Here is a 26,223-nt window from a genome sequence, read left to right on the forward strand (position 1 = left end):
GGTGACCCGTCAGCAACCCGAGCAGGCATCCTGACTCGCAGCCTCAAGGGTTGACGAGAACATAGGGACACCCCCCCGCGATGCAGCGGTGCCGTTTTCGGGTCACGGCCACTGCCGCTGGCCTATTCTGAGCACACCAAGATCACGACTTCGAGGTGTCATCACGAGGAGTTCCCATGTCCGCGAACCCCGTTTCTCCCTCCGACCCGTTCAGGTCGCTGTTCAAGCAAATCTGGTGGGTAGTCCTCATCCGCGGCATTCTCGCCGTGCTCTTCGGCATCGTCGCGCTCGCGTGGCCGAACATCACGGTGTGGGCACTGGTCATCGTCTTCGCGATCTACGCGATCGTCGACGGGGTGGTGCTCGGTGCCCACGCGGTACGCGACCGCGCGTCGCTCGCCGGGTGGGGGTGGTGGCTCGCGATGGCTGTCGTGTCGGTTGTCGCCGGCATCGTGGCTCTCGTCTGGCCCGGGATCACCGCGCTCGCCCTGCTGTACGTGGTCGCCTTCTACGCCATCCTGTACGGCATCACCGGCATCGTCGGCGGCCTTCGATTCCGGAAGGTCCCGGAATCCGGGTGGGTCTGGTCGGTGATCGCCGGGGTCCTCGCGGTGGTGTTCGGCCTGATCCTTCTCATCTTCCCCGGAGAAGGCATCCTCAGCCTGATCTTCCTCGTCGGCATCTACGCGATCCTGTTCGGCGCGCTGCTGATCGTGATGGCGTTCCAGGTGCGCAACTCCGCGAAGCGGATCGGCGTCATCTGACGGGCGGCGCTCCTGCTTGCGGTGTAACAAACCGACCGGTATCCCCGACGTTCTGACGGAACACACTTCCTCAGAACGGATCGACTATGAATCCTCCTGCCGGCTGGCATCCCGACCCCTTCGACCCGTCCGTCGACCGCTATTGGGACGGTGAACGGTGGACGGAGCAAACCAGGCCGAAAGGTAGCGATACTCCCACCCAGGTCTTCGGTTCTGTCGATCCAGGGGCAACCCGCCGGCCGAGGAAAAGAAGCGCCGGAAGTGGCCGTGGGTGGTCGGCGCAGGGTTCGTGGGGCTGTTGGCCCTCGGAGCAGCCGTAGGCGAGGAACAACCGGCGCCTGATTCCACCTCGGTCGTGTCTACGACGACCAGTTCGGCAGCTCAGACCACAACGACGGCGCGACCCACCACGACGACAACGCTCCGGACGACTACCCCGGCGCCCACCACGACCTCGGAGGCTCCCGCTCCGGTGCCGTTGGTCCCTCAGGTGGAAACGACAACCAGCGCGACAACGGACTACACGCCACCGGCTGCCCCGGCGTACACCCCGCCCCCGGCAACGCAATACACGCCTCCGCCCACCGCGGAGTACACACCTCCGCCCACGACGGAGTACACGCCTCCGCCGCAACCGAGTGCGTCGTACAAGAACTGCGGCGAGGTAAAGGCAGCAGGTGCCGCTCCCATCCGTAGAGGCGAACCCGGGTATGCAGCCCACCTGGACAGGGACGGGGACGGCATCGCCTGCGAAAAGTAGCCTCCTGGCGGTGCAGGCGGCATCCGCCGACCCGATAGCGACCGGTCAGGCGTTCGCGAGTCGTCCCCAGGCGTGCCAATGATCGATCTCGATCCACGCGCTCACCCGCCGCCTGTCGCGCTGGTGGTAGGGGCGGCCGGTGTAGTGCGTCGAGATGCGGTCGATATCGGCCAGATCCGGATCGTCGACGAATTCCACCACCCGGCCCTGGATGCTGACGTGGGTGATCCAGTCCTGGGGATCCATCGCGGACAGGCTCACACGCGGGTCGTGGCGCAGGTATTCGAGCCGCTTTCGTCCCTCGTCCATGTTCACGAGAATGCGACCGTTCTCGTACATGTACCAGGTGGGCACCGACACCGGTTGCCCGTCGGCCCGCAGCGTGCTGATGGTGGCGTAATTGGGCTGGGCAAGGAACTCGGCAACGGCGGCAGGAACCGGAGGCTTCGGCACAATCGAGCCTTTCTCGAGGTGAGGATCGGTACCGGACAAACCTATGCCCGAGCACGCGGGTCGTCCGCCGGAAGTGCACCGAGAAGACAGCGCGCCGACGCTCAATACCGCGGGTTGGCAACCCTCAGCCGCGTTTCTGCCAGATCTCGGATGACGCAGCCGACCGGTGTGTCCCCCAGAGTGACGTCACCTGCACGCAGGCCGAGTGCGAGTTCCGATTCCGTGCGATAGCCGAGAGCCGCTAGCCGCGCGCGAAGTTGTTCTCGCACCGCGTATCCGACCTCCGACTCGCGCGCGGCGATACCGAGAACATGCGCGGCGACACGAGAGCGATAGACGGTCCGCGGGTCGGCCCCTGCTGACGCGTCGACGACGAAATCCTGGACCGCCCGCAGCAACTCGCCGATGCGGGGAGTGCCGAACAACTCGTCTGCCCGATCGTCACCGGCCTGTGCGACGTCACCGGTCGCACTCGCCGGCACACCGAGCAGGTCCAGCAGGTCCTGTTCGCATTCCGCGACGCGGCGGCCGATGGCCAGCAGTTCGAGGGTGTTGTCGCCGACCTCGCCCGCACGCATCGCCTGCACCCGGCAGATGACCGCCCACCGCAGCGACCCGAAGACCTCCCACCAGCGCACCGCATCCGGATCCGGTGTGACACCGCATTCCTCGGCGTAACCGCGAAACAGGTCGTCGCGCGACCCGAATCCTCCGACGGGGTGCGGCGACCCGAATCGCCATGTCTTCGTGCACAGCCAGCCGAGATCTTCCATCGGGTCGCCCACGTGCGCCAGCTCCCAGTCCAGCACCCCCCGGATGCCGTCCTCGTCGACGAGGATGTTTCCGTTACGGAAATCGCCGTGCACGACCGACTTCCGTGTGGCCGTTGGCCGGTTGTCTCTCAGCCAGGAGAACGCCGCCTCCAGAGCGGGCAACGGAGCTCCGGTCCGCGTGTACTGGCCGAACAGAAACTCCATCGGGTCGTAGTCCGGAAGGCCCGGCACCGCCACCGGGTCCATCCGGTGCAGTCGGGCGAGCGCGCGCCCGAGGTCGTACGGTAGGCGCGGTCGCACGGAACCGAACCGCTCGTCGCGCAGCAGACGCTGGGGCAGCGCCTCGCCGGGCAGTCGTGACATCACAAGGTACGATCCGATACCCGGCAACGGCTCGGTGCCACTGCTGTCCAGGATCTCCGGTACTGGGACTCCCGCTCTGCCCGCTTCCACGAAAGCCGCTGCTTCCATGGACATTCGGGTGGGATCTTCTCGGCCCGGCGGGTCGCGGCGCAGGATCAGTTCGGGTGGCACCGCGGGATCGGACTTCGTCGTCAGCGACCAGGTCTCGCGGCTGGCCCCGCCGGTGAGCCGTTCGACGCCGGTGAACACGCACGACGCGCCCAGGACCGTCGACAGTCGCTCCGCCAGTGCGTCCTCGAACGTCTCGCTCATCCCGTACCGAACCGTCGTCCTGCGGGCGGGGCGATCAGTCGAATTCCATGCCCGCCGCCTCGCCGCGCTGTCGCGTCGTGTTGGCGCCGTCGAGTGATTCACGAATGATGTCGGCGTGTCCGCTGTGGTGGGCGGTCTCGCGAATGATGTGGATGAGGATCTTGCGGGCACTCATCCATTCCCGTGTAGGCGTCCACGGAGCAATGGGAAGCGGCACCTGTCGGTTCAGGTCGAGTGTCGCGACGTACTCCTCCGTCGCCTCCGCGATCGCGCGGTAGTTCTCGAGCAGGTCGGCGAGGGACTCGTCGTCGCGCATGAAGTACTGCTCCATCTGCGCATCCATGTCCGTGACCTCGGCGTTTTCGTCCATCTCACGAATCGTCTCGATCCAGGACCGCTCGGTGTTCGCGACGTGCTTGACGAGGCCACCCAGCGTCAGCTCGCTCGCGGTCGAGCGCGTGCGGGCCTGCTCGCCGTCGATTCCGCGGACGGTGATGAGAAACATCTCGCGCTGCTCGGCCAGCATCTCGAGGATGTCCGCGTGTTCACCGGTGACTGTGCTCTGGTTCATGACCACTCCTCGTTTCCGGATTCCGTCGATGCTGTCACGGTAGAAACGATTGCGGTCGGCTTCGGTCCTAGATCTGCGCCTCGTGCCGGATTCGGTACACAAGGTGGTCAGGCGGCGAAGCCGACCGCACCGATCACCGGAATGATCGTCATGAACACGATCGCGATCACGAACAAAGTGATCGTGACCTTCCTGTCCCAGCGCGACCGTGCTCCCGTCGCCGCAAGAAGAAAGAAGACGAAGCCGATGCAGATGGAGCCGATCCCGATGATCACCGATGTTTCGAGCATGGTTCCATCATCGCCCACGCGGGCGGTGGCCTCACGCGGGCCCGTCCGCCGAGCGCGTGAGCGCGATCAGCGATTGAGCTGCGTGATCCGGCCGGAGAGCACGGTCGCGAAACTCGTCCAGCCGGCGTAGGGAGCGAGCGCCGCCCCGGCCACCGGGTTCGCCGCCGCCGTCCGGCGCGTGAGGTCGACCGTACTCGCGGCCAGAGCAGCGGCCACGAGCGTCGCGGGAACGAGCCGGTGCCACGCGAAGAACACCCACGACCAGGACGCATTGAGCACCAGGTTGACGCCGAGCGCAGTGACGTACTTGCGCCGGCCGTCGTGATCCCCGCGTTCGGTCAGCGAGTCGATCGCGACCGCCGAGGTGGCCGCGATATCCGCGTAGAGCGCCGTCCACACCACGGGGAATGCCGCAGCCGGAGGCTGGATGCCGGGCTTGCGCAGCCTGCGGTACCACTTGGAATCCGTTTCGCGGGAAGCGATGGAACCGACGACCGCGGTCACAGTGGTCGCTGCGGCGGTGGCGAGGACGGTAGTGAGCTTCATGCGGGGTGACTCCTGTCGAGTGCATTCCTCTGTGTCGGTCGGACTTCTGTGTCGGTCGGACTTCTGTGTCGGTCGGGGGCCGGCTCGCGGCTCCGACCGGCTACCCGGGCTCTCGCGCCTCGAAACGCTCCCGGCACCCCGGCGAGTAACCTGACCCCGCGAGCACGCAGGGGACGGCGACGGGGGCGGATGATGAGCGGACTCACACAGATCGGCGACGGGGTATGGGCTTTCGTGCGTCCGTCGGGAGGTTGGGGCGAGGCCAACACCGGGCTGATCGTCGCTCCGGGTACGGCGTCGATGGTTGTGGACACCGTCTGGGACACGGCGTGGGCGAAGCGCGTGGCGGAGGTGCAGCAACCTCTCGTGGCGCACGCTCCGATCACCGAGGCCGTCAATACCCACAGCGACGGTGACCACTGGTGGGGCAACGACACCCTGCCGTCGTCCACGCGGATCACGACGAGCCGTGCCGCCCTGGCCGGCATGCACGAGGATCTTCCACCAGCGGCGCTCGGTGCGCTGGCGGGGATCGGCGGGGTGCTCGGCGCACTGCCGGGGCCGGTCGGCGCCGCAGGTGCGTATGTTGCCCGCGTGCGCGGCGGCGCTCGCTTTCCCCGTCGCACCCCACGCCTGCCCGACCGCACCTTCGACACGCGGGACATCATCGACATCGGCGACCGCCGAATAGAACTCGAACGGCTCGGGCCGTGTCACACCGCCGGCGATCTCGTCGCCCATGTTCCCGACGCCGGTGTCGTGTTCGCAGGCGACCTGCTCTTCATCGGTTCGACGCCGATCCTGTGGCACGGGCCGATGGAGAACTGGTTCTCCGCACTCGAGCGACTGATCTCGTGGGACGCCGCAACCTACGTTCCGGGCCACGGGCCACTGTGCGGCCACGCCGAGATCCGGGCGCTGCGCGATTACTGGGCGTGGGTGAACGACGCGGGCCGTGACCGGCACAGGGCCGGCCTCTCACCTCTGCAGGCGGCACGAGAACTCGTGCGCAGCCCGGAATTCCGGCAGTGGCGCGAGTGGGAGTCGCCGGAACGCCTCGTACTGAGCCTGAGCACGCTCTTCGATCAGTGGAACGGGAATCCCCCCGGCCCCCCGGCGATCCGCCGCCGCGCCCGCGCATTCGCGGACGCGGAGACGCTCCTCCGCGAGGGGATTCTCTGAACCACCACGTGCAGCAGCGTTACGACAGATGCTCCGGCTGGGGGCGCGTCTTGTGCGACCAGTCGGATCCCACTTCCTGAGTGCTGCACACGTCGGGGCACTCGCTGCTGCGGGTGCCCGTGGGCGCAATCGAAATCACGACCGATTTGTAGGTCGGGCAATTGCTTTCGAGAGCAGTGGAATCGAGAGGGACCAACGGGTTGGTCTCCGGGTAGTAGGCCGCCGCAGACCCGCGCGGCACGTCGTACTCGACGACGCGGAACCGATGGGCGCAGCGCACCCGCTCGTCACCGTCCCACCGGGTGAAAAGGTCGACGATGTCGCCCGGGTCGAGCCCCGCCGCGGCGATGTCCTCACGATGCATGAACACCACACGACGACCGCCCTCGATACCGCGATAGCGGTCGCTCAGCCCGTAGATGGTGGTGTTGAACTGGTCGTGACTGCGCAGCGTCTGCAAGAGGAGATGCCCCGGGGGCACCTGGACGACCTCGATCGGGGACACCGCGAATTCTGCTTTCCCCGTCTCGGTTTGGAAAGTCCGTGTATCTCGCGGCGGGTGCGGGAGGATGAATCCGCCGGGCCGCCGGACATTGACCTCGTACCCCTCGCATCCGGGTACCACCCTCGCGATCCGCGAGCGGATGTTCGCGTAGTCGTCGCGCATCGCCTTCCAGTCGATGCCGTAACGGTCCCCGATCGTCGCCTCGGCGATGCTCGTGATGATCGAGACCTCCGACCGGAGATGCTCACTGGCCGGTTCGAGCGGACCACGGGAGGCGTGCACCGAGCATTCCGTGTCTTCGACGGAGACGAACTGGTGACCGGATGCCTGCACGTCCTTCTCGGTTCGTCCGAGCGTCGGCAGGATGAGCGCTGTATCTCCGCACACCAGATGAGACCGGTTGAGCTTGGTGGAGATGTGGACGGTCATGTCGATTCCGGACATGGCTTCGGACGTGACCACCGTGTCGGGGGCGGATTGCACGAAGTTGCCTCCGAGGCCGAGGAAGAACTTCGCCTTGCCGTCCCGCATCGCGCGGATGGAATCGACTGTGTCGAAGCCGTATTCGCGCGGCGGGTCGAAACCGAACTCCTTCTCGAGCGCGTCGAGGAAGTGCTGCGGCGGGCGCTCCCAGATGCCCATGGTGCGGTCGCCCTGCACGTTGGAATGGCCGCGCACCGGCATGAGGCCGGCACCCCGTCGGCCGATGTTCCCCTGTGCGAACGCGACATTGCAGATTTCTTTGATGGTCGCCACGGCGTTGCGATGCTGCGTCACACCCATTGCCCAGCAGAACACCGTGGCCTTCGACCGCCGCAGCATCTGGGCCGCCTCGGTGATCAGTTGCCGCGACAGCCCGGTCGCCGAGATCACCTCGTCCCAGTCGACGTTCTGGACATGCCGCTTCCAGTCCTCGAAACCGTCGGTGTACTCCCGCACGAAATCGTGATCGATCGCATCCCACTCGACGAGCAACGACGCGATCCCCTGCATCAACGCGAGGTCGCCGTTCACCGCGATGGGCAGGTGCAGGTCGGCGAGGTCCGTGCCGTGCCCGACGACACCGCGCGGGGTCTGCGGATTACGGAAGTTGACCAGGCCCGCCTCGCGGAGCGGATTGATCGCAAGGATCTTTGCTCCGTTGCGCTTGGCATCTTCGAGTGCGGTGAGCATGCGCGGATGATTGGTGCCGGGATTCTGGCCCTGGAGAATAATCAGCTCGGCGTTGTAGACGTCGTCGAGCGTGACGCTGGCCTTGCCGATACCGATCGACTCCTGCAACGCGATGCTGGTGGACTCGTGGCACATGTTGGAGCAATCGGGCAGGTTGTTGGTGCCGAATGCACGGGCGAACAACTGGTACACGAACGCCGCCTCGTTCGAGGCCCGGCCGGAGGTGTAGAAGAGGGCTTCGTCGGGGCTGTCGAGTGAACGCAGTTGCTCGCCGATGAGCGCGTAGGCGTCGTCCCAGTCGATCGGTGTGTAATGGGTGGCACCGGGGCGTTTGACCATCGGGTGCGTGATGCGTCCCTGCTTGCCCAGCCAGAGCTCACTGTGCTGGGAGAGATCGGCGATGCTGTGCCGCGCGAAGAACTCGGGAGTGACACGGTCGCGGGTGGCCTCCTCGGCAACCGCCTTGGCACCGTTCTCGCAGAACTCCGCGGTCTTCCGGTGCCCCGGCTCCGGGTCGGGCCACGCGCAGCTCATGCAGTCGAACCCCTCCTCCTGATTGAGCTGGAGAAGGGTCTCGGCCGAGCGCACTATGCCCATTTCCCGCAACGAGCGTTTCAACGCGACCGCAACGCCGGTGACGCCGGCGGCACTGTTCTTGTGGTCTCCGACGCGCAAGTCCTGCTCGTCGTACTCGCGTCGTTGATCGTCCCGCATCAGATCACTCCTCACAGCGCAGCGTTTTGTGCTCTGTCCAGTGTGACAGAACCCATAGAACCGGGAGGTCGAAGAGCCGCGGGGTGCGGCCACGCGACCGTGGCCGCACCCCTGCCCCGTCCGTCCGCTACTTGCGGCCGGCCTGCCACTTCATGCCCCACCCGTACTTGCGGTCGAGGTCGGACTGGCTGCCGTCGATGTACTCCACCAGGCGGTTGACGGTGACTCCCTGACCGGTGTTCTCGATCATCGCGATGGCGCAGATGCGTGCCCCGTTGTTGGGGGAATCGAGGCGGACCTCGATCTGCGGTCCGGACGGCGGGGACAGCGTGACCACGCCGTCGACCGCGGCCCAGTTGGGCGCGCCCTGGTAGATCATCGCGAAGATCAGCACGCGCTTGAAGAGTTCGGGGCGTTCGAGGTTGATGTGCATGTTCTCGCCACCCGCCACCGAACCGGTGCGGTCGTCACCGTCGAGGTGGATGTACGGCGGCGTGTTCAGCGCTCCGAAGCTGTTGCCGAGAGCCTGGATGACACCCTTGGACCCGTCGGCAAGCTCGAAGAGGCAACCGAGGTCGAGGTCGACACCGTTGCTCGCGCCGGTCAGCTTGGCGAGGAAGCCCTTCTTCTGCTCCCCGCGCGACCAGTCGAGGTTGACGCGCGTGACGCCCCGAGCGGACCCGCCCTTGGACAGGCTGACCGTCGGGGACTCTTTCGTGAGGTTGATCTTGCTGAGGTTGACGCCCGAATTCTGTTCAGGCTTCTTGCTGTAGTCGATGGCCACGATTACCTTTCGTCGGAACTGCGGTGTGCGGACTGCACTGGGGGTACGAAACAGCGAAGGGAGCCCTCTTCCCGAAATCCGGGTCGGAGGCTCCCTTCGCTGTCGAACTCACTGTCGGACTGCTCAGGCGGACACTATTTCGTCCGCGTCCGCCTTCTTGGCGTTGTTGCGATTGCGGTAGACGCTCGAAGCGAAGGCTGCGCCGATCAGGGCGATACCGACCAGGCCGGTGATCACCTCGGGAACGTGCGTGCCGATCGAGTACAGCAGGATCAACGCGAGTGCGCCGATCGCCCAGTGGGCGCCGTGCTCGAGATACACGTAATCGTTCAGCGTGCCCTTGCGGACGAGGTAGATGGTGATGGATCGGACGAACATCGCGCCGATGAAGCCCAGACCCAGGGCGATGATGATCGGGTCGGACGTGATCGCGAACGCCCCGATGACGCCGTCGAACGAGAACGAAGCGTCGAGGACCTCGAGGTAGAGGAACAGGAAGAACCCGGCCTTACCGGTGGCCTTGGCCAGTCCGCTCGGCCCACCGGTGGGTACTTCGTCTTCTTCCGGGACATGGAACATCTCGCCGAGACCGTTGACCGCGATGTAGGTGATCATGCCGAGCGCACCGGCGATCATCACCGTCGACACCTTGTCGTCGGGTGCGATGACGGTGGCGGTGATCAGCAGCAGTGCGGTGGCGACGACAACCTCGAGCTGGTCGAGCTTGCCTGCCTTCGCGAGCGGAACTTCGAGCCACTTCAGCCACTTGATCTCACGCTCTTCGAGCATGAAGTGCAGGAACAGCATCAGCAGGAACATGCCGCCGAACGCAGCGATCTGGGGGTGCGCGTCGGTGATCAGCGTCTCGTAGCTCGCGCTGCCGTCGGGGAAGTATGCGGCCCCGTCCGCCGGCGGATTGAGCGCAAGATCGAGTGCCGCGATCGGACCGAGCCCGGATGCCACCCACACGATGAGCAGCGGGAACACCAGACGCATGCCGAAGACGGCGATGAGGATGCCGACGGTGAGGAAGATCTTCTGCCAGAACTCGCTCATCCGGCGCAGGACGGTCGCGTTGATGACCGCGTTGTCGAACGAGAGCGAGACTTCGAGGATGCCGAGGATCACACAGAGGAACAGAGCCTGGGGGCCACCGTAGAGAAACGCCACCACAAGAGAGATGACGGTGACGGCCAGCGACGGGCCGAATATTCGCAGAACCACGAAGCGTGGCCTTTCTGAGTAGAAGTCAGGGGCGGTGCAGGGTGGTTACTGCAGGCTCCGGAGAGCGTCGATCCGGCCCCGGCACGGCCGGGACCGGATCACGACTGATCGAACTAGACGTTGACACCGTAATCGCGCGCAATGCCCGACAGGCCCGAGGCGTAGCCCTGGCCGATGGCCCGGAACTTCCACTCGGCACCGTTGCGGTACAGCTCACCGAAGACCATCGCGGTCTCGGTGGACGCATCCTCGGAGAGGTCGTAACGGGCCAGCTCGGAGCCGTTGGCGCGGTCGACGACGCGGATGTACGCGTTGCGAACCTGGCCGAACGACTGGCTGCGGGTCTCACCGTCGTAGATCGAGACGGGGAAGAAGATGGACTCGATGTTCGCCGGCACGGCGGACAGGTCGACGTTGATGACCTCGTCGTCGCCCTCGCCCTCACCGGTGCGGTTGTCGCCGGCGTGCTCGATGGAGCCGTCGGGCGACTTCATGTTGTTGAAGAACACGAAGTGCTGGTCGGAGACGACCTTCTTGTCGGCACCCGTAGCGATCGCACTGGCGTCGAGGTCGAAGTCGGTACCGGTGGTGGTACGCACGTCCCAGCCGAGGCCGACGGCCACAGCCGTGAGGTTCGGCGCTTCCTTGGTGAGCGAAACGTTGCCACCCTTGGTCAAGCTGACGCCCATGCGGGGTCCTTTCGATCGTTCCTACGGTCGACGTACCGGAAGGGCACGCCCAGTGTGCGCGTATGCCCCCACAGTAATAGGTCTCTGTGAGGTGCGCCCCTACCCACTATGCCGACTCCGTGCCGGGTCACGCCCCGAATGCCCAGCCGAGGCCCCCGTACGGGGTCCCGGGAGGTCGAGTCGACAGGCGCGGGCCGGGCGAGCAGTACCATTCGGTCTTGTGGCGAGCCGATGGACGCGCCGCCTCTTCGGCGGCGGGCGCACCGATGATCCCGCGGCCCTCCGCGCCCATGACGCGATGGTGGCCGCGTTCCTCGACATGGACAAGCGACAGTCCATCGCGGAGGCCGGCGTCATCGCCTCCCACGAGGTCGCGCCGGAACGGGACCTGCTCCGCAGGTGGGAACCGATCCGGCAGAAGTGCTACCAGGCAGCCGAGGCGTATCTGCAACTCGCTCGCACCGAACCCGAGGAAGAGCTGGCCCCTGCCGCAGCCTACGAGCAGGTGATCCACCAGATTGCGGACGCCGCAAGAACTCTGGACGAGTTCTACGAGCGCTACCGCGGTCATCTCGAGCACGCGGTCACGGTCGCGCAGACCGCACCCCAGCTGGCCGCCCGGGTGAGTGCCGATGCCCGCGACGCCCTCGGAGCGCTGGACACACCCGCGAACAGCGCGTTCGCCGAGTACCCGTCCGTCCGCGCGACCACCGACGCGGTGCAACGCGCACTCCACACCCTCGATGCCGCGACCGGTGCGGGTGCGGTGCGTACCGCCGCCCACCAGGTGGAGGAAGCAACCGCGGCGTTTCGTGAAGCGCTCGCGGAGGCACCGGGACGGCAGGCCGAGGCACGCAACACCCTCGCCTCCGTCACCACCCGGCTCGGCGCAGTACGCACTCGGTCGGAAGGTCTCGCACCGGCCTACTCCGCCCTGCTGCGCGAATTCAACGCCGCCAGTTCGGCGGATCTGTCCGGCAACGAACAACAAGCCCTTCTTCTGCTCGAGCGCGCCGCCGAGGAACTCGACGTCGCCCGCGCGTCCCTCGCCGCAGGACGCCCCGAAGAAGCGCTCGCCCAGGCCGGTGTGGTGCGCGCGGAGCTTGCGCGGGCCGAAGAACTCGTCGATGCGGTGACCGACCGGCTCGCCACGCTGCGAGCCGTCAAGGAAAACCCGGAGTCGAAGGTCCGTGACGTGCGGTTCCGGCTGCGTGATGCACAACACCTCGCGGTACAGCGTGGACTCACAGCAGAATGGGGATCCGTCCTCGACGCCCAGCTGAATCGAATCGACCGGGCAGTCGATGCGCTGACCGGTGTACATCCCGACTACTGGGCGTACGTCAAAGACCTGGACGCGGTATCGACGTTCATCACCGGAGTGGTGAATCGAATGAGAGGACGGAACACGGACCGATGACCGGGGCTACTCACACCGAGGTGCGCGCGATGCGGCACTTCCGGCATCTGGACCGGCCCACCTTGGACCGCCTGTTCCTGCACCACCCCCAACCTTTCGGTCACGCCGACGCCCGTGAGCGGCTCGCGATGGCGCTCGGGGCCACGTTGTACGTCCCCGCGACCCGGCACGACCTCACGGCCACCATCGTCCGGCGCTCCGCCGAAGGCGTGACCTCGATGGTGCTCGATCTCGAGGACGCCGTGGCCGACGACGAGGTCGAGGACGGACTCCGCAACGCCGTCGCGACCCTCGACGAACTCGCTCTCCGTGGCGAAGCGCCGATGATGTTGTTCGTTCGCGTCCGCACCCCCGACGGGATCGACCGGCTCACCGAGATGCTGGGTCCCGGAAGCAGCGTGCTCACCGGATTCGTGCTTCCCAAGTTCGGTGCCACTACCGGGGGCAACTTCCTCGACGCGGTCGCCGTCGCCTCCGAGCGGGTCGGGCGGAACCTCTACGCGATGCCCGTCATCGAATCGGCTGCTGTGGTGCACCGCGAAACCCGCGACGACGAACTGCGCGCGATCGCTCGGCTGCTCGCCGAACATCGCCACCGGATCCTCGCCGTCCGGATCGGCGCGACCGACATGTGTGCGACCTTCGGCATCCGCCGCGACCGCGACCTGACGATCTACGACGTGCGGGTCGTCGTCGACGTGATCGCCGACATCGTCAACCACCTCGGCCGCACCGACGGCACCGGGTTCGTCATCACCGGGCCGGTGTGGGAGTACTTCGCCGATCACGAACGCATGTTCCGGCCGATGCTGCGCGCTACCCCGTTCGAGGAGCAGGACGCGGTGGTGTTCCGCCAGCAACTCGTCAGCCGGGATCTCGACGGTCTCCTGCGGGAGATCGCACTCGACCGCGCGAACGGCATCCAGGGCAAGACGGTGATCCATCCCTCGCACGTCGCCGCGGTACACGCGTTGTCGGCGGTCACGCACGAGGAGTTCCACGACGCGACCGACATTCTCGATCGCGACACCGGTGGAGTCAGCGCGTCCGGGTACGGCAACAAGATGAACGAACGCCGTCCCCACCGCACCTGGGCGGAGCAGACGCTGGTCCGCGCGTCCGTATTCGGAGTCACCAACAAGGGCGTCACGTTCGTCGAACTGTTGACGGCGCTGGTGGACCGATGACCGACATTCTCCAGAAGTATTGGGCCACCGAGGAGTTCGGGCTCGCCCTCGAGCATCGAGGAACTTCGAGCGGCTACACCGTCCCGGAACTCGTCCAGCCCGGACTTCGCCGGAACCCGCGCCGGGCACATCTGCTGGTATCGACGGTGCTCGGCAAGCACATCCCCACCGACCCCGCCGCGGTGCTGGCGGCGGGCCGCGACCTCGGGCTCCTCGTCTCCGACCTGCTCGGCGACGACGCCTCGAATGCGCTCGTTCTGGGATTCGCAGAGACCGCAACGGGTTTGGGACACTGTGTCGCCGAGGCGGTGGGTGCCGGGTGCTACCTGCATTCGACACGTCGCCGCGTGCCGGGCGCGGTGGTGTTCGCCGGTTTCGAGGAGGGACACTCCCACGCGACATCGCACCTGCTGCAGCCCACTTCGCCGGATCTCTTCGCCGACGCCGCGCCGCTCGTTCTCGTCGACGACGAAATCTCGACCGGTGCAACAGCTGTCGATGCCATCCGCGCGCTGCACCGGATTCATCCCCGTGACCGTTACATCGTCGCGTCGCTCGTGGACATGCGCGGCGAGGAGCACCGTCGCCAGACGGCGGCGGCGGAACTCGACCTCGGCGCGACGATCGAGCACGTGAGCCTCGCGGACGGTCACACCGTGCTGCCCACCGATCTCACCGACCGGGTCACCGCGCTACCGGCTCCCGACCTCAATCCTGTCGCTGCTCACCGCGGTACCGTTCGGTTCGTCTCTGTGCCCTGGCCGTCGGACGTCCCCGACGGAGGACGGCACGGCGTTCTGGGCAGCGACTTCGCGGCCTACGACTCCGCGGTCGCCGCGGCGGCAGCGACGGTCGAGTCCGTCCGGGAGAGTGATCGTCCGGCGATCGTCATCGGCCACGAAGAACTCATGTACCTGCCGCTGCGACTGGCACAGGCGCTCTCCGAGCGTGGCACCGCGACGAGATTCCAGACCACGACTCGGTCGCCCGCGTACGTCCGGGATGTCCCGGGTTACCCACTGCGGCGCGGATTCTCTTTCGTCGCACCCGAGCACATCCCGTCCGAACACGAAACCGAGGCGGCCCGGTACCTGTACAACGCCCGGTGGCCGGAACCCGCCGAAGTACGCCCCGAGTTGATCCTCGTGGTCGACTCTCCGGCCGATACCGAGCGCCTGCGCGCCGACGGGGGCGTGCTCGACGTAGTGAGCGCGGCCGGCGAGGACGTACTGGTGGCGGTTGTGCCGGCCACAGATCCGGCAGCACTGGCTGCTTCGAGGGAGACACGATGACCACGCCGTTGACCGGACCCGATTTCGGTTCGTACGCCCCGGACGAGGTGACCTGGCTGCTCAAGGATCTCTCGCACGTCGACCTCGAAGGCGACATCGCCGAGCGTGAGGCCCGCATCCAGGCGGGACTCGCGCACTACGCGGAGTCGTTGCCGGTCGAGTACCAGCCCGACGCCCCGTACCGGGAGTTGTTCGACAAGGCACTCGCGTCCACCGCGGGACGACTTGCCCACGCGGTGGGAACCCTGACCGAACTCCTGATCGCCGAACGCGGGACGAACCTCACTCTCGTGTCGCTGGCGCGCGCGGGAACGCCGGTCGGAATCCTGATCCGCCGCTGGGCGCAACAGCACCACGGCCTGTCGCTGCCGCACTACGCGGTCTCGATCGTGCGGGGACGCGGAATCGACTCCGCAGCACTCGATTACATCACCGAACACCACGACCCGGCCTCGGTCGTGTTCGTCGACGGCTGGACCGGCAAGGGCGCGATCGCGCGGGAGCTGGCGGCCGCGCTGGCCGAGTACTCCGCCGCCGGTGGCCCGGCGCTGTCGGACGACCTCGCCGTGCTCGCCGATCCCGGTTACTGCGTGCGTACCTACGGCACCCGCGACGACTTTCTCATCGCGTCGGCGTGCCTGAACTCGACGGTGTCGGGTCTGGTGTCGCGCACGGTCCTGAACGACACGTGGATAGGGCCCGGCGAATTCCACGGTGCGAAGTACTACGCCGAACTCGCCGGCGACGACGTCTCGACGCTCCTGCTCGATACGGTGTCGGCCGAATTCGGCGATCGGGCAGCGGCACTGGCGAGCGCACGCGAACTGCTCGGGTCCGACCGCGAACCCACCTGGGCAGGGTGGGAGTCGGTGGAGCGCATCCGTGTGCGGTACGGCATCTCCAGCATCAATTTCGTCAAACCCGGTGTCGGAGAGACGACCCGGGTACTGCTGCGCCGGGTGCCGTGGAAGATCCTCGTACGCGATTTGACCGCCGACGAGCACGCGCACATCCGGATGCTCGCCGCTGCCCGCAACGTTCCCGTCGAAGAGGTTCCCGACCTCGCGTATTCGTGTATGGGACTCATCAAGGACCTACCGTGACAGCAGCATTGATCGCCACCGACCTCGACCGCACCCTGATCTACTCGCGTGCGGCGATGACAGGCACGCAGTATTCGGCCGGAAATCTGCGGTGCATCGAGTACTACGAGGGCGCACCGCTGTCGTACGTCACCGAGACCGCCGCACGACAACTCGAAGACCTCACGTCCGCGCATACCGTGGTGCCCACGACCACCCGGACACCGGAGCAATTCCGCCGCATCGACCTGCCCGGCGGCCCGTGGCGATATGCCATCACCAGCAACGGCGGCGCGTTGCTGGCGGACGGGGAACCGGACGAGCAGTGGCGCCGGCACGTGGAGACGGCGGTACGCGAGGGGGGTGCCTCCCTCGACGAGGTCACCGCCGAGTTGCGGCGGCGCATCTCCGAGAGCTGGGTGTCGAAGTTCCGGATCGCCGACGGGTTGTTCTGCTACCTCGTCGTCGACGTCGCGGCACAGCCGGCCGGATTCGTCGAAGACTGGCAGGAATGGTGCGGTATCCGCGGGTGGAACGTCTCGCAGCAGGGCCGCAAGATCTACACGATGCCCGACAGCGTCTGTAAGTCCCACGCGGTGGCCGAAGTGCACCGCCGGCTCGCCGACGAGGGAGTGATCGACGCCGACGCCCCCGTGTTCGCAGCCGGCGACGGAGCGCTCGATGCCGAGATGCTGAGGGCTGCGGACGCGGCCATCCGCCCACGTCACGGCGAACTCGAACTGCTCGAATGGCAGCATGCGAACCTCTCGGTGACCGAACACTCGGGCATCGCAGCCGGCGAAGAAATCCTCTCCTGGTTCGCCCGGTCCGCCCGCGCCGAGGGCGGTTCGTAGAGTAGGACTTGCACGCGACCGCCAACACGGTTGCCGACACAGTGAGGACACATCTCTTGCCGACTTCGCTCTCCAAGGGTCAGAACGGACCGCTCACCGTCTCCGACGTCGTCGTTTCGCTCGAACTCACGACACCCGCCGACCTGTCGGCACTGCTCGTCAAGGCCGACGGCAAGGTGCGGTCCGACGCCGACTTCGTGTTCTTCAATCAGCCGGTCGGGCCGGGTGTGCGTCTGGTGCCCGGACAGGCGGGACAGAACTCGTCGCTGGCAGTGTCGCTGCCGCAGGTACCCGCCGATATCGACCAGGTGCGCGCGGTGATCACACTCGACGATGCGACGAGCAGTTTCGGCCGGTTCGCACCGCCCACCGCCCGCGTCTCCGACGCAGCGGGCAACGTGCTGTTCGAGTACCGGATCGAAGGGTTGTCCAGCGAGTCCATCGTGATCGCCCTCGAGCTGTACCGACGGCAGGGATCGTGGAAGGTGCGCGCGGTCGGCCAGGGCTACGCGGGAGGATTCGCTGCGCTCGTCACCGATCACGGAGTGTCCGTCGACGACGCACCGGCAGCGGCGTCTGCGCCTGCACCGAGCGTCGCCCAGACGCCGCCCCCGCCGCCGCAGGCGGCCACCCCGCCGCCCGCACCGCAGCAGCAGTACAACCAGGCTCCGCCGCCGGCGGCCGCACCCGCGGAGCCCGCCGAGGTCAGCCTGACGAAGAACCGTCCCGTGAGCCTCGTCAAGGGCCAGAAGGTCACGCTCCGCAAGGACGGCGGCGTGGCACTGACGTACCTGCGCATGGGCCTCGGCTGGGATCCCATCGAGAAGCGCGGGCTGTTCGGCAATCGTTCCGCCGACATCGACCTCGACGCGTCCGCAGTCCTGTTCGCCGACCACAACATCGTGGACGTGGCCTACTACGGCCAGTTGCAGTCGAAGGACGGATCGATCCAGCACCAGGGCGACAACCTGACGGGTGAGGGAGCAGGCGACGACGAGGTCGTGCTCGTCGACCTCACGCGCATCCCGGCGCACATCACGACCGTGATGTTCGTCGTCACGTCGTACAAGGGTCATTCCTTCGAGCAGGTTCAGAATGCGTTCTGCCGCCTCGTCGACGGCACCACCAACGGCGAACTCGCCCGGTACACCATGCAGGGCGGTATGCCGTTCACGGGCATGGTGATGGCGAAGGTGTACCGCGAGGGCAACTCCTGGAAGCTGCAGGCGATCGGCGAGGGCATCCAGGCCAAGCATCCCGGTGAGGCCGCACCCCAGCTGGGCCGGTTCCTGGCTACGTAGCGCGGATGACGTATGAGTTCTCGGCGGGGCAGAACGGTCCGCTGACGGTCCGCACGCTGCGTTTCGCCGCGTCCGCGCAGGTTCCGCTGGACCTGTGCGCATTCGTGGTGGACGACCTGCTGCAGGTCGCGACCTCGGACGACGTGGTCTTCTACAATCAGCCGGCCACGGCGGGCGTCCGGGTCGAGGGCGAGACCATCGTCCTCGAGCCGGACGCCCTGCGCCCGGGCGCGCGAGTGCTGTGCGCCGTGGGAGCAGCGTCGACGACGCCGGTATCGACCACGCTGTGTGACGCCGACGGAACGCCTCTCGCGTCCTTCCACATCACGCCCGCGACGGGCACAGAATCCGCACTGCTGTGTTGGGAGATATACCGCCGCAACGGAACCTGGAAGATTCGCGCGCTCGGTGCGGGTTATGCCGGTGGACTCGCGGAGATGTTCACCGCGCACGGCGTCGCGGTCGACGAGCCTGCCGATGTTGCTCCCGCACAGGCGGATGCGTTGCCGACGACGACAGGAACCGAACTTCCCCCGTCCTGCGAACTGGTGTGGCGGATCTTCGAAGACGCTTCCCGGTCGGCCGCCGCCTACGTCGCTGCGCACGAATACGCGCAGCATCGGCTCGACGACGAGTTGTCGGCTGCGGTGGCGGACCCCTCCGCCCGTACCGGTCGGGCAGCAGAAACGGCCCGCGCACAAGCACACCGGCGCTGCGAAGAACTCGTGGCGGCAGCGGAGTCCCGGCATCGTGACGACAGCGTGACGCTCGCCGCCGAACTCGACACGGTCGATGCGGTGCTGCCCGCGTCGCTTGCCTCGTGGGACTCGGGCGCATGGCGCGGCACGCTGGTCCAGGGAGACGGTGTGCGCGTGGGCGAGTTGTCGGCGCCGGATCGCGGGGCGCTCCGGTTACCGATGTGCGTACCGCTTCCCCTCGGTAGGCCGTTGTGGATCGACGGTGAGGCCGCGATTGCCGGCGCGGTCGCGTCGTCGTTGGCGTTGCGTCTGTTGTCCGCGCGCCCCGGATCCCGCCTCGACATCATCGATCCGTCCGGATCGTTGCTCGCGTTGAGCGAACTGGCACGGCCGATGCTCGCCGGCCCTCCCATTCACGACATCGCCGGGGTGGCGCCGAAACTGAAAGGCCTCGCCGAAGCCGCGGACCTTACGGGCCTCGCACTGTCGTCCGGCGCCGAGACGCTCCGGCCCGAACCCCGCGTCATCGTGCTGGCGGGCCTGCCGCACGGGTTCGGCAGCATCGATCTGGTGAATGTCGTGCATCTGGCAAGAATGGGTTCGTCCCAGGACATTTCGATTGTGATCACCGGCGCGGACGACAAAGTCGTGGACAATCCCGCGTACGCCCTCTTACGCGACGTGTCGCAGCATCTACCCGCGGCCGAGGACGGTCACCTCGCCGACCCGTGGACGAACACCGACTGGCGGTTCGCGGCCGACACGCTCCCCACCGACGAGGAATTGCTGCGCACGGTGGTGGCAGTTCTCGGAGCCGTCAGAACCTGATCGCATCACGCAGCGACGATGCCCGCCACCGGGATACGAGCGTCGACGGCCTGCCGGAAGTTGACCATCGCCCGCTCGAGATGGTCCCGGTTGGTGACCAGGACGGCACCCGTTGCGCCACGCCTGAGAAGGACGTCATTGGTGAAGCGTGCGTTCTCCACGGTGGACGTCGAAGCAGTTTCCTCGGTGACCCGATCGGGATGAATGCCGCGTGCGACAAGCCAGTCCTTCATCGCCTGGGCTTCGGTGACGCCGTTGCGCGGTACGCCGCCGGTCACGACGATCGGCGACGCCGGGTAGCGGTGTGCCGCCGCGAGAGCAGCCTCGAGACGCTGTTCCAGTACCGGCCGGATCCTCCCGTCCTCGGTCAGTCCCGCGCCGAGAACAACGAGGTGAGTGCCGATCGGATTCAGATCCAGCATCACCGGAAATCGCGGAGTCAGTTGCTCCAGTTCCGTGCAGACGATGATCAACTCGTCGATCATCCCCTGACACAGCGGCGTCACGGACAGAATCCCGTTCACGACGGTGTCGACGGCAGGGTCGGCGCTCGCCTGCCCTGTCGAAACTCCCAATGTGACCGTGGCCGCGACCAGGGCCGAGGCCACTGTCCGTCGTGCAGCGCTCATTCGAATCCCTTCGGAACATGATCGGATCGGGCTGTGCCGCAGTGTGCCATCGACCACGGCCGACGGTGGGAGTCCTCGAAGCCCTGTGGACCCTGCATCGACTACCCGATAGGGAATCGTGACATCCGACAAACGGATTGCCGGGGAAGCGCGTGCCCCGGCTCTCCATAGGTTTCCCCTATGGCGTCGTGCGGCCGCAGGTCTTTGTCGCGGCCGCACGACCGTGTTCGACTGAAGCCGCGCGGGCACGCCGGCCCGCGCGCTGCCGACCAGGAGCACGAGTGAGCGAACTGCACCTCCCGAACAGAATCCGGCGATTCGCAGTCGAGCGCCGCGACCGGCCGGCAGTCACCGCAGGCGACACAACCTTGACCTACGGGGAATTCGACTCCTGCACCAACCGGGTGGCGTCTGCGCTCACCACGTTGGCGTCGGCACCCGGTCGCATCGGTGCGTTGCTGCGCATGGGCCTGCCCGGTGCGGCGACCCTCGTCGGGTGCGCGAAGGCCGGTCTCGTCTTCACCCCGCTCAACTGGCGTCTCACTCCCGGCGAGGTCGCGGCGATCGCAGTGGACGCCGGGCTGGAGGTCTTGATCGTCGAGCCGGACTTCGCGGCGTCGGCAGCAGCGATCGCGGCGGCACTGCCGCACGTGCACATCGTCGTGGTCGGTGACGGCGCCGCCGTCGCCGGGGCGCGGTCGTGGGAGGAGTTCGTCGCGTCGGGGGACAACATCGACCCCGGAGCGGGCGACGACCCCGAAACGGCGTTCCTGCAGCTCTATACCTCCGGCACCACGGGCAGGCCGAAAGGTGTTGTCGCGGTTCACCGCAATCTGTACAACGTCCCGGAAACCTTTGCCCTGTACGAATTCGAGGACGCATCCGTTTCGCTGGACGCCCTCCCGCTGTTCCACATCGCGGGCGCGGGTTGGCTCACCACGTCGTTGTCTGCGGGTGTGCACACGATTCTGCTCGGTGAGATGCGTCCAGCGCAGGTGGCGGCAACGATCGCCGAACACCGCGTCACCCATACATTCATGGTGCCGTCAGCGATCGGCATGCTGCTCGAACTACCCGACCTGGCGAACTACGATCTGTCGAGTCTGAAGGTGATCGCGTACGGTGCGTCGCCGATCACCCCCACGCTGCTCGAGCGGACGATGGACACCCTGGGCTGCCGGATGGTGCAGCGCTACGGCATGACGGAGACGATGGGCGCGCTCACCGCACTGCGCTCCGGCGACCACGATCCCCGCGGGACGCGCACCCACCTTCTCCGTTCGGCCGGTACACCCCTGCCGGGCACCGAGGTCCAGATCCGCGATATCGCAACGGGTGAACCGCTTCCGCAGGGTGAGACCGGGGAGATCGTGTCGCGTTCCCGCAACAACGTCTCGGGCTACTGGCGTCGCGACGCCGAATCAGCGGCGCTGTACACCGAGGACGGCTTCCTGCGGACCGGCGACGCCGGGTACCTCGACGAGAACGGCTACCTGTTCGTCACCGACCGGGTCAAGGACATGATCATCACCGGCGGAGAAAATGTATATCCCGTCGAGGTGGAAGCCGTGCTCGCGGAACATCCCGCAGTCGCCGAGGTAGCGGTGGTGGGCCTCCCGGACCCGCGCTGGGGAGAAGCAGTCACCGCTGTCGTCCGCATCGCCGACGGCGTCGAACGCCCCTCCGAGCAGGAACTCGTCGCCTTCACCGCCGGGCGTCTCGCGTCGTACAAGAAACCGCAGCGCATCCACCTCGTGGACGAACTGCCGCGCAACGCGAGCGGCAAGATCCTCAAACGCACGCTCCGCGCCACGCTGAGCACACCCGACACCGCCTCCCCGGTGATGACCCCGCCGAACTGAACGCCGAGGCACGCGCAGCGGCCGGGTTTCCGCAGTCGCCTACGATGACGGCGTGGACCTGCATCTCGTGACCTATTTCGTGGCCGTCGTCGACCACGGTGGGATCACGAAAGCTGCTCAGTCGCTCTACATTTCGCAACCCTCGCTCTCCCAGGCCATCCGCACCCTGGAACGTCGCCTGGGGACAACACTCTTCGACCGCACCGGTCGCCGGCTCACGCTCACGGACGACGGCAGGGCGCTCGAGGTTGCGGCACGCCGCATCCTCGCCGATGTCGACCGTGCCAAGCGGAAGGTCGCGGCGGTCCGTGACCTCGAGGCGGGACGGGTGGAGATCGTGACGTTCTCCGCGTTCTCCGTCCACCCCGCCGTGGCGCTCGTCCAGCGGTTCCGCGCCCGCTATCCCGGCATCACCGTCAACATCTCCGACGCGGACGGACCGGCGGGCATCCATGCGGCACTGCGACGCGGGGAGGCGGAGATCGGCGTCACCGACATGTCCGTCGAGCACGCGGGCATGATCACGATCCCGCTCCTCGAACAGGAAATGGTGCTCGCGATGCACCCCGACCTCGCCACCGGTGTCCCCGACCCGGTGACTCGTGCACGAGTCCGGGAGATTCCGCTCGTCCTCGACCTGGGGTCGCGCGCGAGTGCTGCGCGCGCGGGTGAGTTGCTCGGTGAGCAGAACGTCGTCGTCGACTGTGCCCATCCGGCGGCCATCTGGGAGTTCGTCATACGCGGCACCGGAGCGACGGTGGTCTCCCGGCAGGTGGCCCAGCAGCGAATGCCCAGTGCGGTGATCCGGTCGCTGGACCCGCCGTTCATGCGGCCCGTCGGCCTGGTGCTGCGCCCCGGGGAACCGTCCCCGGCGGCCGCAGCGTTCCTTGCGACTGCCACCGCCGAGACCCCGGGAGCCTGAGCATGGAGTTTCGTCAGGTCGAGTACTTCCTCGCCGTCGTCGAAAACGACGGCATCAACGGTGCCGCCGCCGCGCTGGGTGTCGCGCAGCCCACCGTGTCCCAAGCGCTCCGGAGCCTCGAACGCGAACTCGGCGTCAACCTGTTCCACCGCATCGGTCGCGGGATGGTCCTCACCGCAGCGGGGAAGAGCCTCATCGGTCCCAGCCGTCAGATTCTGCGCGATGTCGATGCGGTGGAAGAGTTGCTCTCCGCGCCGACCGACGAGGTCACGGGCAGCCTCGACCTGATGGTGTTCCCGGCACTTGCCGGCGGGCCGATCGTCGACCTGGTCGCCCGGTTCCGGCGCGCCCACCCCAAGTCCACGGTGCGGTTCTCCGACCTCAAGTCCGAAGAACTCGCCTCCGGCGTGATCCGCGACGGACATTGCGAATTCGTGCTCGCCCATCTCCCACTCGAAGACGGGGTGGGACTCGAGGTGATCGAACTCGGCGAGCAGGAGTACTGGCTCGCATACCCACCGGGCACGGATCTGCCGCCGGGCCCCGTGGCCCTGACCGCGTTGCCCGACATCCCCATGGTGTTCGTTCCGCGCGGCGGTGGGTCGATGAGCGACGAGATCGACTACGCGATGCGCCGGGCAGGGGTGCGACGCCCGATCGCGGTGCTGACCGCCCACCGCGAAGCGCGGCTGCCGATGGTGCTCGCCGGGCTCGGCGGTTCGTTCGTCGAACGTTCTCTGGCCGAGGCAGCCCAGGACGTCGCCGTCGTGCGGGCGTGCGAACCCACGTTCACCCGGCCGTTCGGTCTCGCCTTCGCACCCGAATCCCTGTCGAAAGCCGGGCGGGCGTTCGTGGACCTGGTCCGGTCCACGACGACCCAGCCCTGAGCAGCGGTCAGGACACGCGTTCGAAGATCGCCGCGAGACCCTGTCCGCCACCGATGCACATGGTCTCGAGGCCGTAGCGGCCCTCGCGGCGCTGCAACTCGCGGGCGAGTGTCGCGAGCATCCGGCCGCCGGTCGCACCTACGGGGTGACCGAGTGAGATGCCGGAACCGTGGACGTTGGTGCGTTCGAAGTCCGCGGCACCGAACCTCCACTCGCGGGCCACGGCCAGCGCTTGAGCGGCGAACGCCTCGTTCAATTCGATGACATCGATATCGGCGAGCGCGATTCCGGCCTTGGCGAGAGCGATCTCGGTCGCCGGCACCGGACCGATGCCCATGACCTTGGGCGCGACCCCTGCCACGCCCCACGACACGATGCGCACCAGCGGTGTCAGACCCAACTCGGCGGCCTTCTGCGGGGTGGTGACCAGTGCCATCGACGCGGCGTCGTTCTGACCGCTGGCGTTGCCGGCGGTCACGGTGGCATCGGGGTCCTGCGTGCCCATGACGGGACGGAGCGCGGCGAGCGACTCGAGGCTGATGTCGGCGCGAGGATGCTCGTCGGTGTCGATGACCTGCTCACCTTTACGGGTACTCACCGTGACCGGCACGATTTCCTCCGCGAGGATGCCGTTGTTCTGCGCTGCCACCGCCCGTACGTGCGAGTTGAGGGCAAGTTCGTCCTGCTCCGCGCGGGAGATCGAATATTCGGCACGCAGGTTCTCGGCCGTTTCGATCATGCCGCCGACCACCGGGTAGAAGCGGCCACCGGCGGTGGACCGGGCACGCACCAGACCGTCGTGCATCTGCACGCCCGTGCGGGCGCCGCCCCAACGGATATCGGTGGAGTAGAACGCGGCATTGCTCATCGACTCGGTGCCGCCGGCGACGACAAGGTCGTTGTCTCCGTTGCCCACCTGCAACGCCGCCTGGATCACGGCCTGAAGACCCGATCCGCAACGGCGATCGATGTGCATGCCCGGGACGGTGACGGGCAGGCCCGCGTCGAGCGCGACGACCCGGCCGATCGCGGGAGCCTCACTGTTGCCGTTGCAGTGACCGAGGATGACGTCCCCGATCTCGGCGGGAGCGATGCCCGTGCGGTCGAGCAGACCCTTCAGTGCCGCGACGCCGAGATCGACGGCGGTGAGGGACTTGAACATGCCGCCGTAGCGACCGATGGGGGTCCGGACAGGTTCACAGATGACAACTTCGCGCATGACGGCCTTTCGGAAGGAGTGACGAGGTGACGGCCGAGCGTCACATGAAGCGGCCGCCGGTGACCTCGAGAACGGTGCCGGTCATGTACGACGACATATCCGATGCGAGAAACAGTGCGACGGAAGCAACTTCGGCAACCTCGCCCGGCCGTCCCATCGGAATTTCACTCATCTTCCGATCCCATGCCTTCTGCGGCATGGCCTCGGTCATCGCGGAGCGGATCAGACCGGGCTGGATTGCATTGATGCGCACGCCGTGATGCGCCATCTCCTTGGCAGCCGCTTTCGTCAGACCGACGATGCCCGCCTTCGCCGCCGAGTAGTTCGTCTGACCGACCATGCCCACCTTGCCCGACAACGACGAGATGTTGACGATCGCGCCGCGCTTGGCCTCCCGCATGATCGCCGAGGCCTTGCGGGTGCCGTGCCACGTGCCCTTGAGGTGCACGTCGATCACGAGGTCGAAGTCGTCTTCCGTCATCGTGCGCATGGTGGCGTCGCGGGTGATGCCGGCATTGTTGACCACCACGTCGAGCGAGCCGAATCCGTCGACAGCCTCTGCCAGCAGTGTGTCCCAGTCATCTGCTTCGACGACGTTGCTGCGCACCGCGCGGGCGACCTCGCGTCCGCCGAGTTTCTCGGCCGCCGCGGTGGCAGCATCGAGGTCCAGGTCACCGATCACCACGCGAGCACCCGCGTCGACGAATTCGCGCGCGATGGCAAAACCGATTCCCTGGGCACCGCCGGTAACGACAGCAGTGCGGTTCTCCAGCAAAGACATCAGGTTTCCTTTCGGCGGGTCGAGAAGTGCCCGCAGACGTGTGGATGCGTCGAATATAACGGCGGGATATGGGGTCACACCCCTACTCATCCATCGACACTGCCTATACGGGAAGGGCGCTATTCGTATTGGACAACCTGTGCGGCCGACGCGGAGAG

26 protein-coding genes are annotated in these 26,223 nt (G+C 66.9%); 14 read left to right on the plus strand and 12 right to left on the minus strand.

From position 1 onward, the window contains the following. Nucleotides 1–176 precede the first annotated feature (176 nt). The 3 genes from HF877_RS20270 (at nucleotide 177) to HF877_RS21440 (ending at nucleotide 1,524) form a co-directional block, all read left to right on the plus strand. Nucleotides 177–764, plus strand: a complete 588-nt coding sequence (locus HF877_RS20270) for an HdeD family acid-resistance protein (RefSeq protein WP_169623004.1) — start codon at nucleotides 177–179, stop codon at nucleotides 762–764. 86 nt (nucleotides 765–850) lie between these two features. Next, nucleotides 851–1,084, plus strand: a complete 234-nt coding sequence (locus tag HF877_RS21435; RefSeq protein ID WP_169623005.1) for a DUF2510 domain-containing protein — start codon at nucleotides 851–853, stop codon at nucleotides 1,082–1,084. Between the two features lie 170 nt (nucleotides 1,085–1,254). Further along, nucleotides 1,255–1,524 carry an excalibur calcium-binding domain-containing protein gene (locus tag HF877_RS21440; protein WP_346765256.1) on the plus strand — a complete coding sequence of 90 codons (270 nt, stop codon included), beginning with the start codon at nucleotides 1,255–1,257 and terminating at the stop codon, nucleotides 1,522–1,524. A 45-nt stretch (nucleotides 1,525–1,569) separates the two neighbouring features. On the opposite strand, the gene HF877_RS20285 is transcribed toward HF877_RS21440, so the two are convergent. The 5 genes from HF877_RS20285 to HF877_RS20305 all read right to left on the minus strand — a co-directional run bounded on the left by HF877_RS20285 (nucleotide 1,570) and on the right by HF877_RS20305 (nucleotide 4,832). After that, nucleotides 1,570–1,977: a PPOX class F420-dependent oxidoreductase gene (locus HF877_RS20285; RefSeq protein WP_169623007.1), complete on the minus strand. Its 408-nt coding sequence runs from the start codon at nucleotides 1,975–1,977 to the stop codon at nucleotides 1,570–1,572. A gap of 101 nt (nucleotides 1,978–2,078) precedes the next feature. Continuing rightward, entirely contained in the window at nucleotides 2,079–3,425 is a 1,347-nt protein-coding gene (locus tag HF877_RS20290) for a phosphotransferase family protein (protein ID WP_169623008.1), read from the minus strand. A 34-nt stretch (nucleotides 3,426–3,459) separates the two neighbouring features. Then, entirely contained in the window at nucleotides 3,460–3,996 is a 537-nt protein-coding gene (locus HF877_RS20295) for a DinB family protein (protein WP_169623009.1), read from the minus strand. Between the two features lie 107 nt (nucleotides 3,997–4,103). Next, complete coding sequence (locus HF877_RS20300; RefSeq protein WP_072700725.1) at nucleotides 4,104–4,286, minus strand: hypothetical protein; 183 nt, start codon at nucleotides 4,284–4,286, stop codon at nucleotides 4,104–4,106. Between the two features lie 66 nt (nucleotides 4,287–4,352). After that, on the minus strand, nucleotides 4,353–4,832 hold the full coding sequence (locus HF877_RS20305; protein ID WP_169623010.1) for a TspO/MBR family protein: 480 nt from the start codon (nucleotides 4,830–4,832) through the stop codon (nucleotides 4,353–4,355). A gap of 192 nt (nucleotides 4,833–5,024) precedes the next feature. Between HF877_RS20305 and HF877_RS20310 the strand changes: the two genes are divergently transcribed. Next, nucleotides 5,025–6,014 (plus strand): MBL fold metallo-hydrolase, encoded by a 990-nt coding sequence (locus tag HF877_RS20310; protein ID WP_169623011.1) that lies wholly within the window; start codon nucleotides 5,025–5,027, stop codon nucleotides 6,012–6,014. A gap of 19 nt (nucleotides 6,015–6,033) precedes the next feature. On the opposite strand, the gene HF877_RS20315 is transcribed toward HF877_RS20310, so the two are convergent. The 4 genes from HF877_RS20315 to HF877_RS20330 all read right to left on the minus strand — a co-directional run bounded on the left by HF877_RS20315 (nucleotide 6,034) and on the right by HF877_RS20330 (nucleotide 11,103). Continuing rightward, nucleotides 6,034–8,409, minus strand: a complete 2,376-nt coding sequence (locus tag HF877_RS20315) for an FdhF/YdeP family oxidoreductase (RefSeq protein WP_277350494.1) — start codon at nucleotides 8,407–8,409, stop codon at nucleotides 6,034–6,036. Between the two features lie 124 nt (nucleotides 8,410–8,533). After that, nucleotides 8,534–9,190, minus strand: a complete 657-nt coding sequence (locus tag HF877_RS20320) for a tellurium resistance protein (RefSeq protein ID WP_169623013.1) — start codon at nucleotides 9,188–9,190, stop codon at nucleotides 8,534–8,536. A 123-nt stretch (nucleotides 9,191–9,313) separates the two neighbouring features. Continuing rightward, nucleotides 9,314–10,414 carry a DUF475 domain-containing protein gene (locus HF877_RS20325; RefSeq protein WP_169623014.1) on the minus strand — a complete coding sequence of 367 codons (1,101 nt, stop codon included), beginning with the start codon at nucleotides 10,412–10,414 and terminating at the stop codon, nucleotides 9,314–9,316. 113 nt (nucleotides 10,415–10,527) lie between these two features. Beyond that, nucleotides 10,528–11,103 (minus strand): TerD family protein, encoded by a 576-nt coding sequence (locus tag HF877_RS20330; protein WP_169623015.1) that lies wholly within the window; start codon nucleotides 11,101–11,103, stop codon nucleotides 10,528–10,530. Nucleotides 11,104–11,401: 298 nt separating this feature from the next. On the opposite strand from HF877_RS20330, the gene HF877_RS20335 reads away from it, so the two are divergent. The 7 genes from HF877_RS20335 to HF877_RS20365 are packed head-to-tail and all read left to right on the plus strand — an operon-like array spanning nucleotide 11,402 to nucleotide 19,765. Beyond that, on the plus strand, nucleotides 11,402–12,523 hold the full coding sequence (locus tag HF877_RS20335) for a hypothetical protein (RefSeq protein ID WP_169623030.1): 1,122 nt from the start codon (nucleotides 11,402–11,404) through the stop codon (nucleotides 12,521–12,523). Nucleotides 12,524–12,552: 29 nt separating this feature from the next. Then, complete coding sequence (locus HF877_RS20340; RefSeq protein ID WP_169623031.1) at nucleotides 12,553–13,710, plus strand: HpcH/HpaI aldolase/citrate lyase family protein; 1,158 nt, start codon at nucleotides 12,553–12,555, stop codon at nucleotides 13,708–13,710. Continuing rightward, on the plus strand, nucleotides 13,707–15,002 hold the full coding sequence (locus tag HF877_RS20345; protein ID WP_169623016.1) for a phosphoribosyltransferase family protein: 1,296 nt from the start codon (nucleotides 13,707–13,709) through the stop codon (nucleotides 15,000–15,002). The genes HF877_RS20340 and HF877_RS20345 overlap by 4 nt, the downstream gene beginning before the upstream one ends. Further along, nucleotides 14,999–16,105, plus strand: a complete 1,107-nt coding sequence (locus HF877_RS20350) for a cysteine protease StiP family protein (RefSeq protein WP_169623017.1) — start codon at nucleotides 14,999–15,001, stop codon at nucleotides 16,103–16,105. The genes HF877_RS20345 and HF877_RS20350 overlap by 4 nt, the downstream gene beginning before the upstream one ends. Before the next feature lie 56 nt (nucleotides 16,106–16,161). Then, a complete protein-coding gene (locus tag HF877_RS20355; RefSeq protein WP_206037435.1) occupies nucleotides 16,162–16,938 on the plus strand; it encodes an HAD family hydrolase in 777 nt (258 codons plus the stop codon). A gap of 56 nt (nucleotides 16,939–16,994) precedes the next feature. Next, nucleotides 16,995–18,239 carry a TerD family protein gene (locus HF877_RS20360; RefSeq protein ID WP_169623019.1) on the plus strand — a complete coding sequence of 415 codons (1,245 nt, stop codon included), beginning with the start codon at nucleotides 16,995–16,997 and terminating at the stop codon, nucleotides 18,237–18,239. A gap of 5 nt (nucleotides 18,240–18,244) precedes the next feature. Continuing rightward, the gene (locus HF877_RS20365; RefSeq protein WP_169623020.1) at nucleotides 18,245–19,765 is read left to right on the plus strand and encodes a TerD family protein; all 1,521 of its coding nucleotides are present in this window, start codon (nucleotides 18,245–18,247) and stop codon (nucleotides 19,763–19,765) included. 5 nt (nucleotides 19,766–19,770) lie between these two features. Here the strand turns inward: HF877_RS20365 and HF877_RS20370 are convergent, their stop codons facing one another. Next, nucleotides 19,771–20,394, minus strand: a complete 624-nt coding sequence (locus tag HF877_RS20370) for a YdcF family protein (RefSeq protein WP_169623021.1) — start codon at nucleotides 20,392–20,394, stop codon at nucleotides 19,771–19,773. A 281-nt stretch (nucleotides 20,395–20,675) separates the two neighbouring features. Here HF877_RS20370 and HF877_RS20375 point away from each other — a divergent pair, with 281 nt between their 5' ends. The 3 genes from HF877_RS20375 to HF877_RS20385 are packed head-to-tail and all read left to right on the plus strand — an operon-like array spanning nucleotide 20,676 to nucleotide 24,065. Further along, a complete protein-coding gene (locus HF877_RS20375) occupies nucleotides 20,676–22,256 on the plus strand; it encodes a long-chain-fatty-acid--CoA ligase (RefSeq protein ID WP_169623022.1) in 1,581 nt (526 codons plus the stop codon). Between the two features lie 52 nt (nucleotides 22,257–22,308). Continuing rightward, complete coding sequence (locus HF877_RS20380; RefSeq protein ID WP_169623023.1) at nucleotides 22,309–23,178, plus strand: LysR family transcriptional regulator; 870 nt, start codon at nucleotides 22,309–22,311, stop codon at nucleotides 23,176–23,178. A gap of 2 nt (nucleotides 23,179–23,180) precedes the next feature. Next, entirely contained in the window at nucleotides 23,181–24,065 is an 885-nt protein-coding gene (locus HF877_RS20385) for a LysR family transcriptional regulator (protein WP_169623024.1), read from the plus strand. 7 nt (nucleotides 24,066–24,072) lie between these two features. Here HF877_RS20385 and HF877_RS20390 read toward each other — a convergent pair whose 3' ends face one another. Next, entirely contained in the window at nucleotides 24,073–25,284 is a 1,212-nt protein-coding gene (locus HF877_RS20390; RefSeq protein WP_169623025.1) for an acetyl-CoA C-acetyltransferase, read from the minus strand. Between the two features lie 40 nt (nucleotides 25,285–25,324). Beyond that, on the minus strand, nucleotides 25,325–26,065 hold the full coding sequence (gene fabG, locus HF877_RS20395) for a 3-oxoacyl-ACP reductase FabG (RefSeq protein WP_169623026.1): 741 nt from the start codon (nucleotides 26,063–26,065) through the stop codon (nucleotides 25,325–25,327). Between the last annotated feature and the right edge of the window lie 158 nt (nucleotides 26,066–26,223).

This window comes from Rhodococcus sp. BL-253-APC-6A1W (assembly GCF_012843405.1).
In the GTDB taxonomy this organism is placed as follows: Bacteria; Actinomycetota; Actinomycetes; order Mycobacteriales; family Mycobacteriaceae; genus Rhodococcus.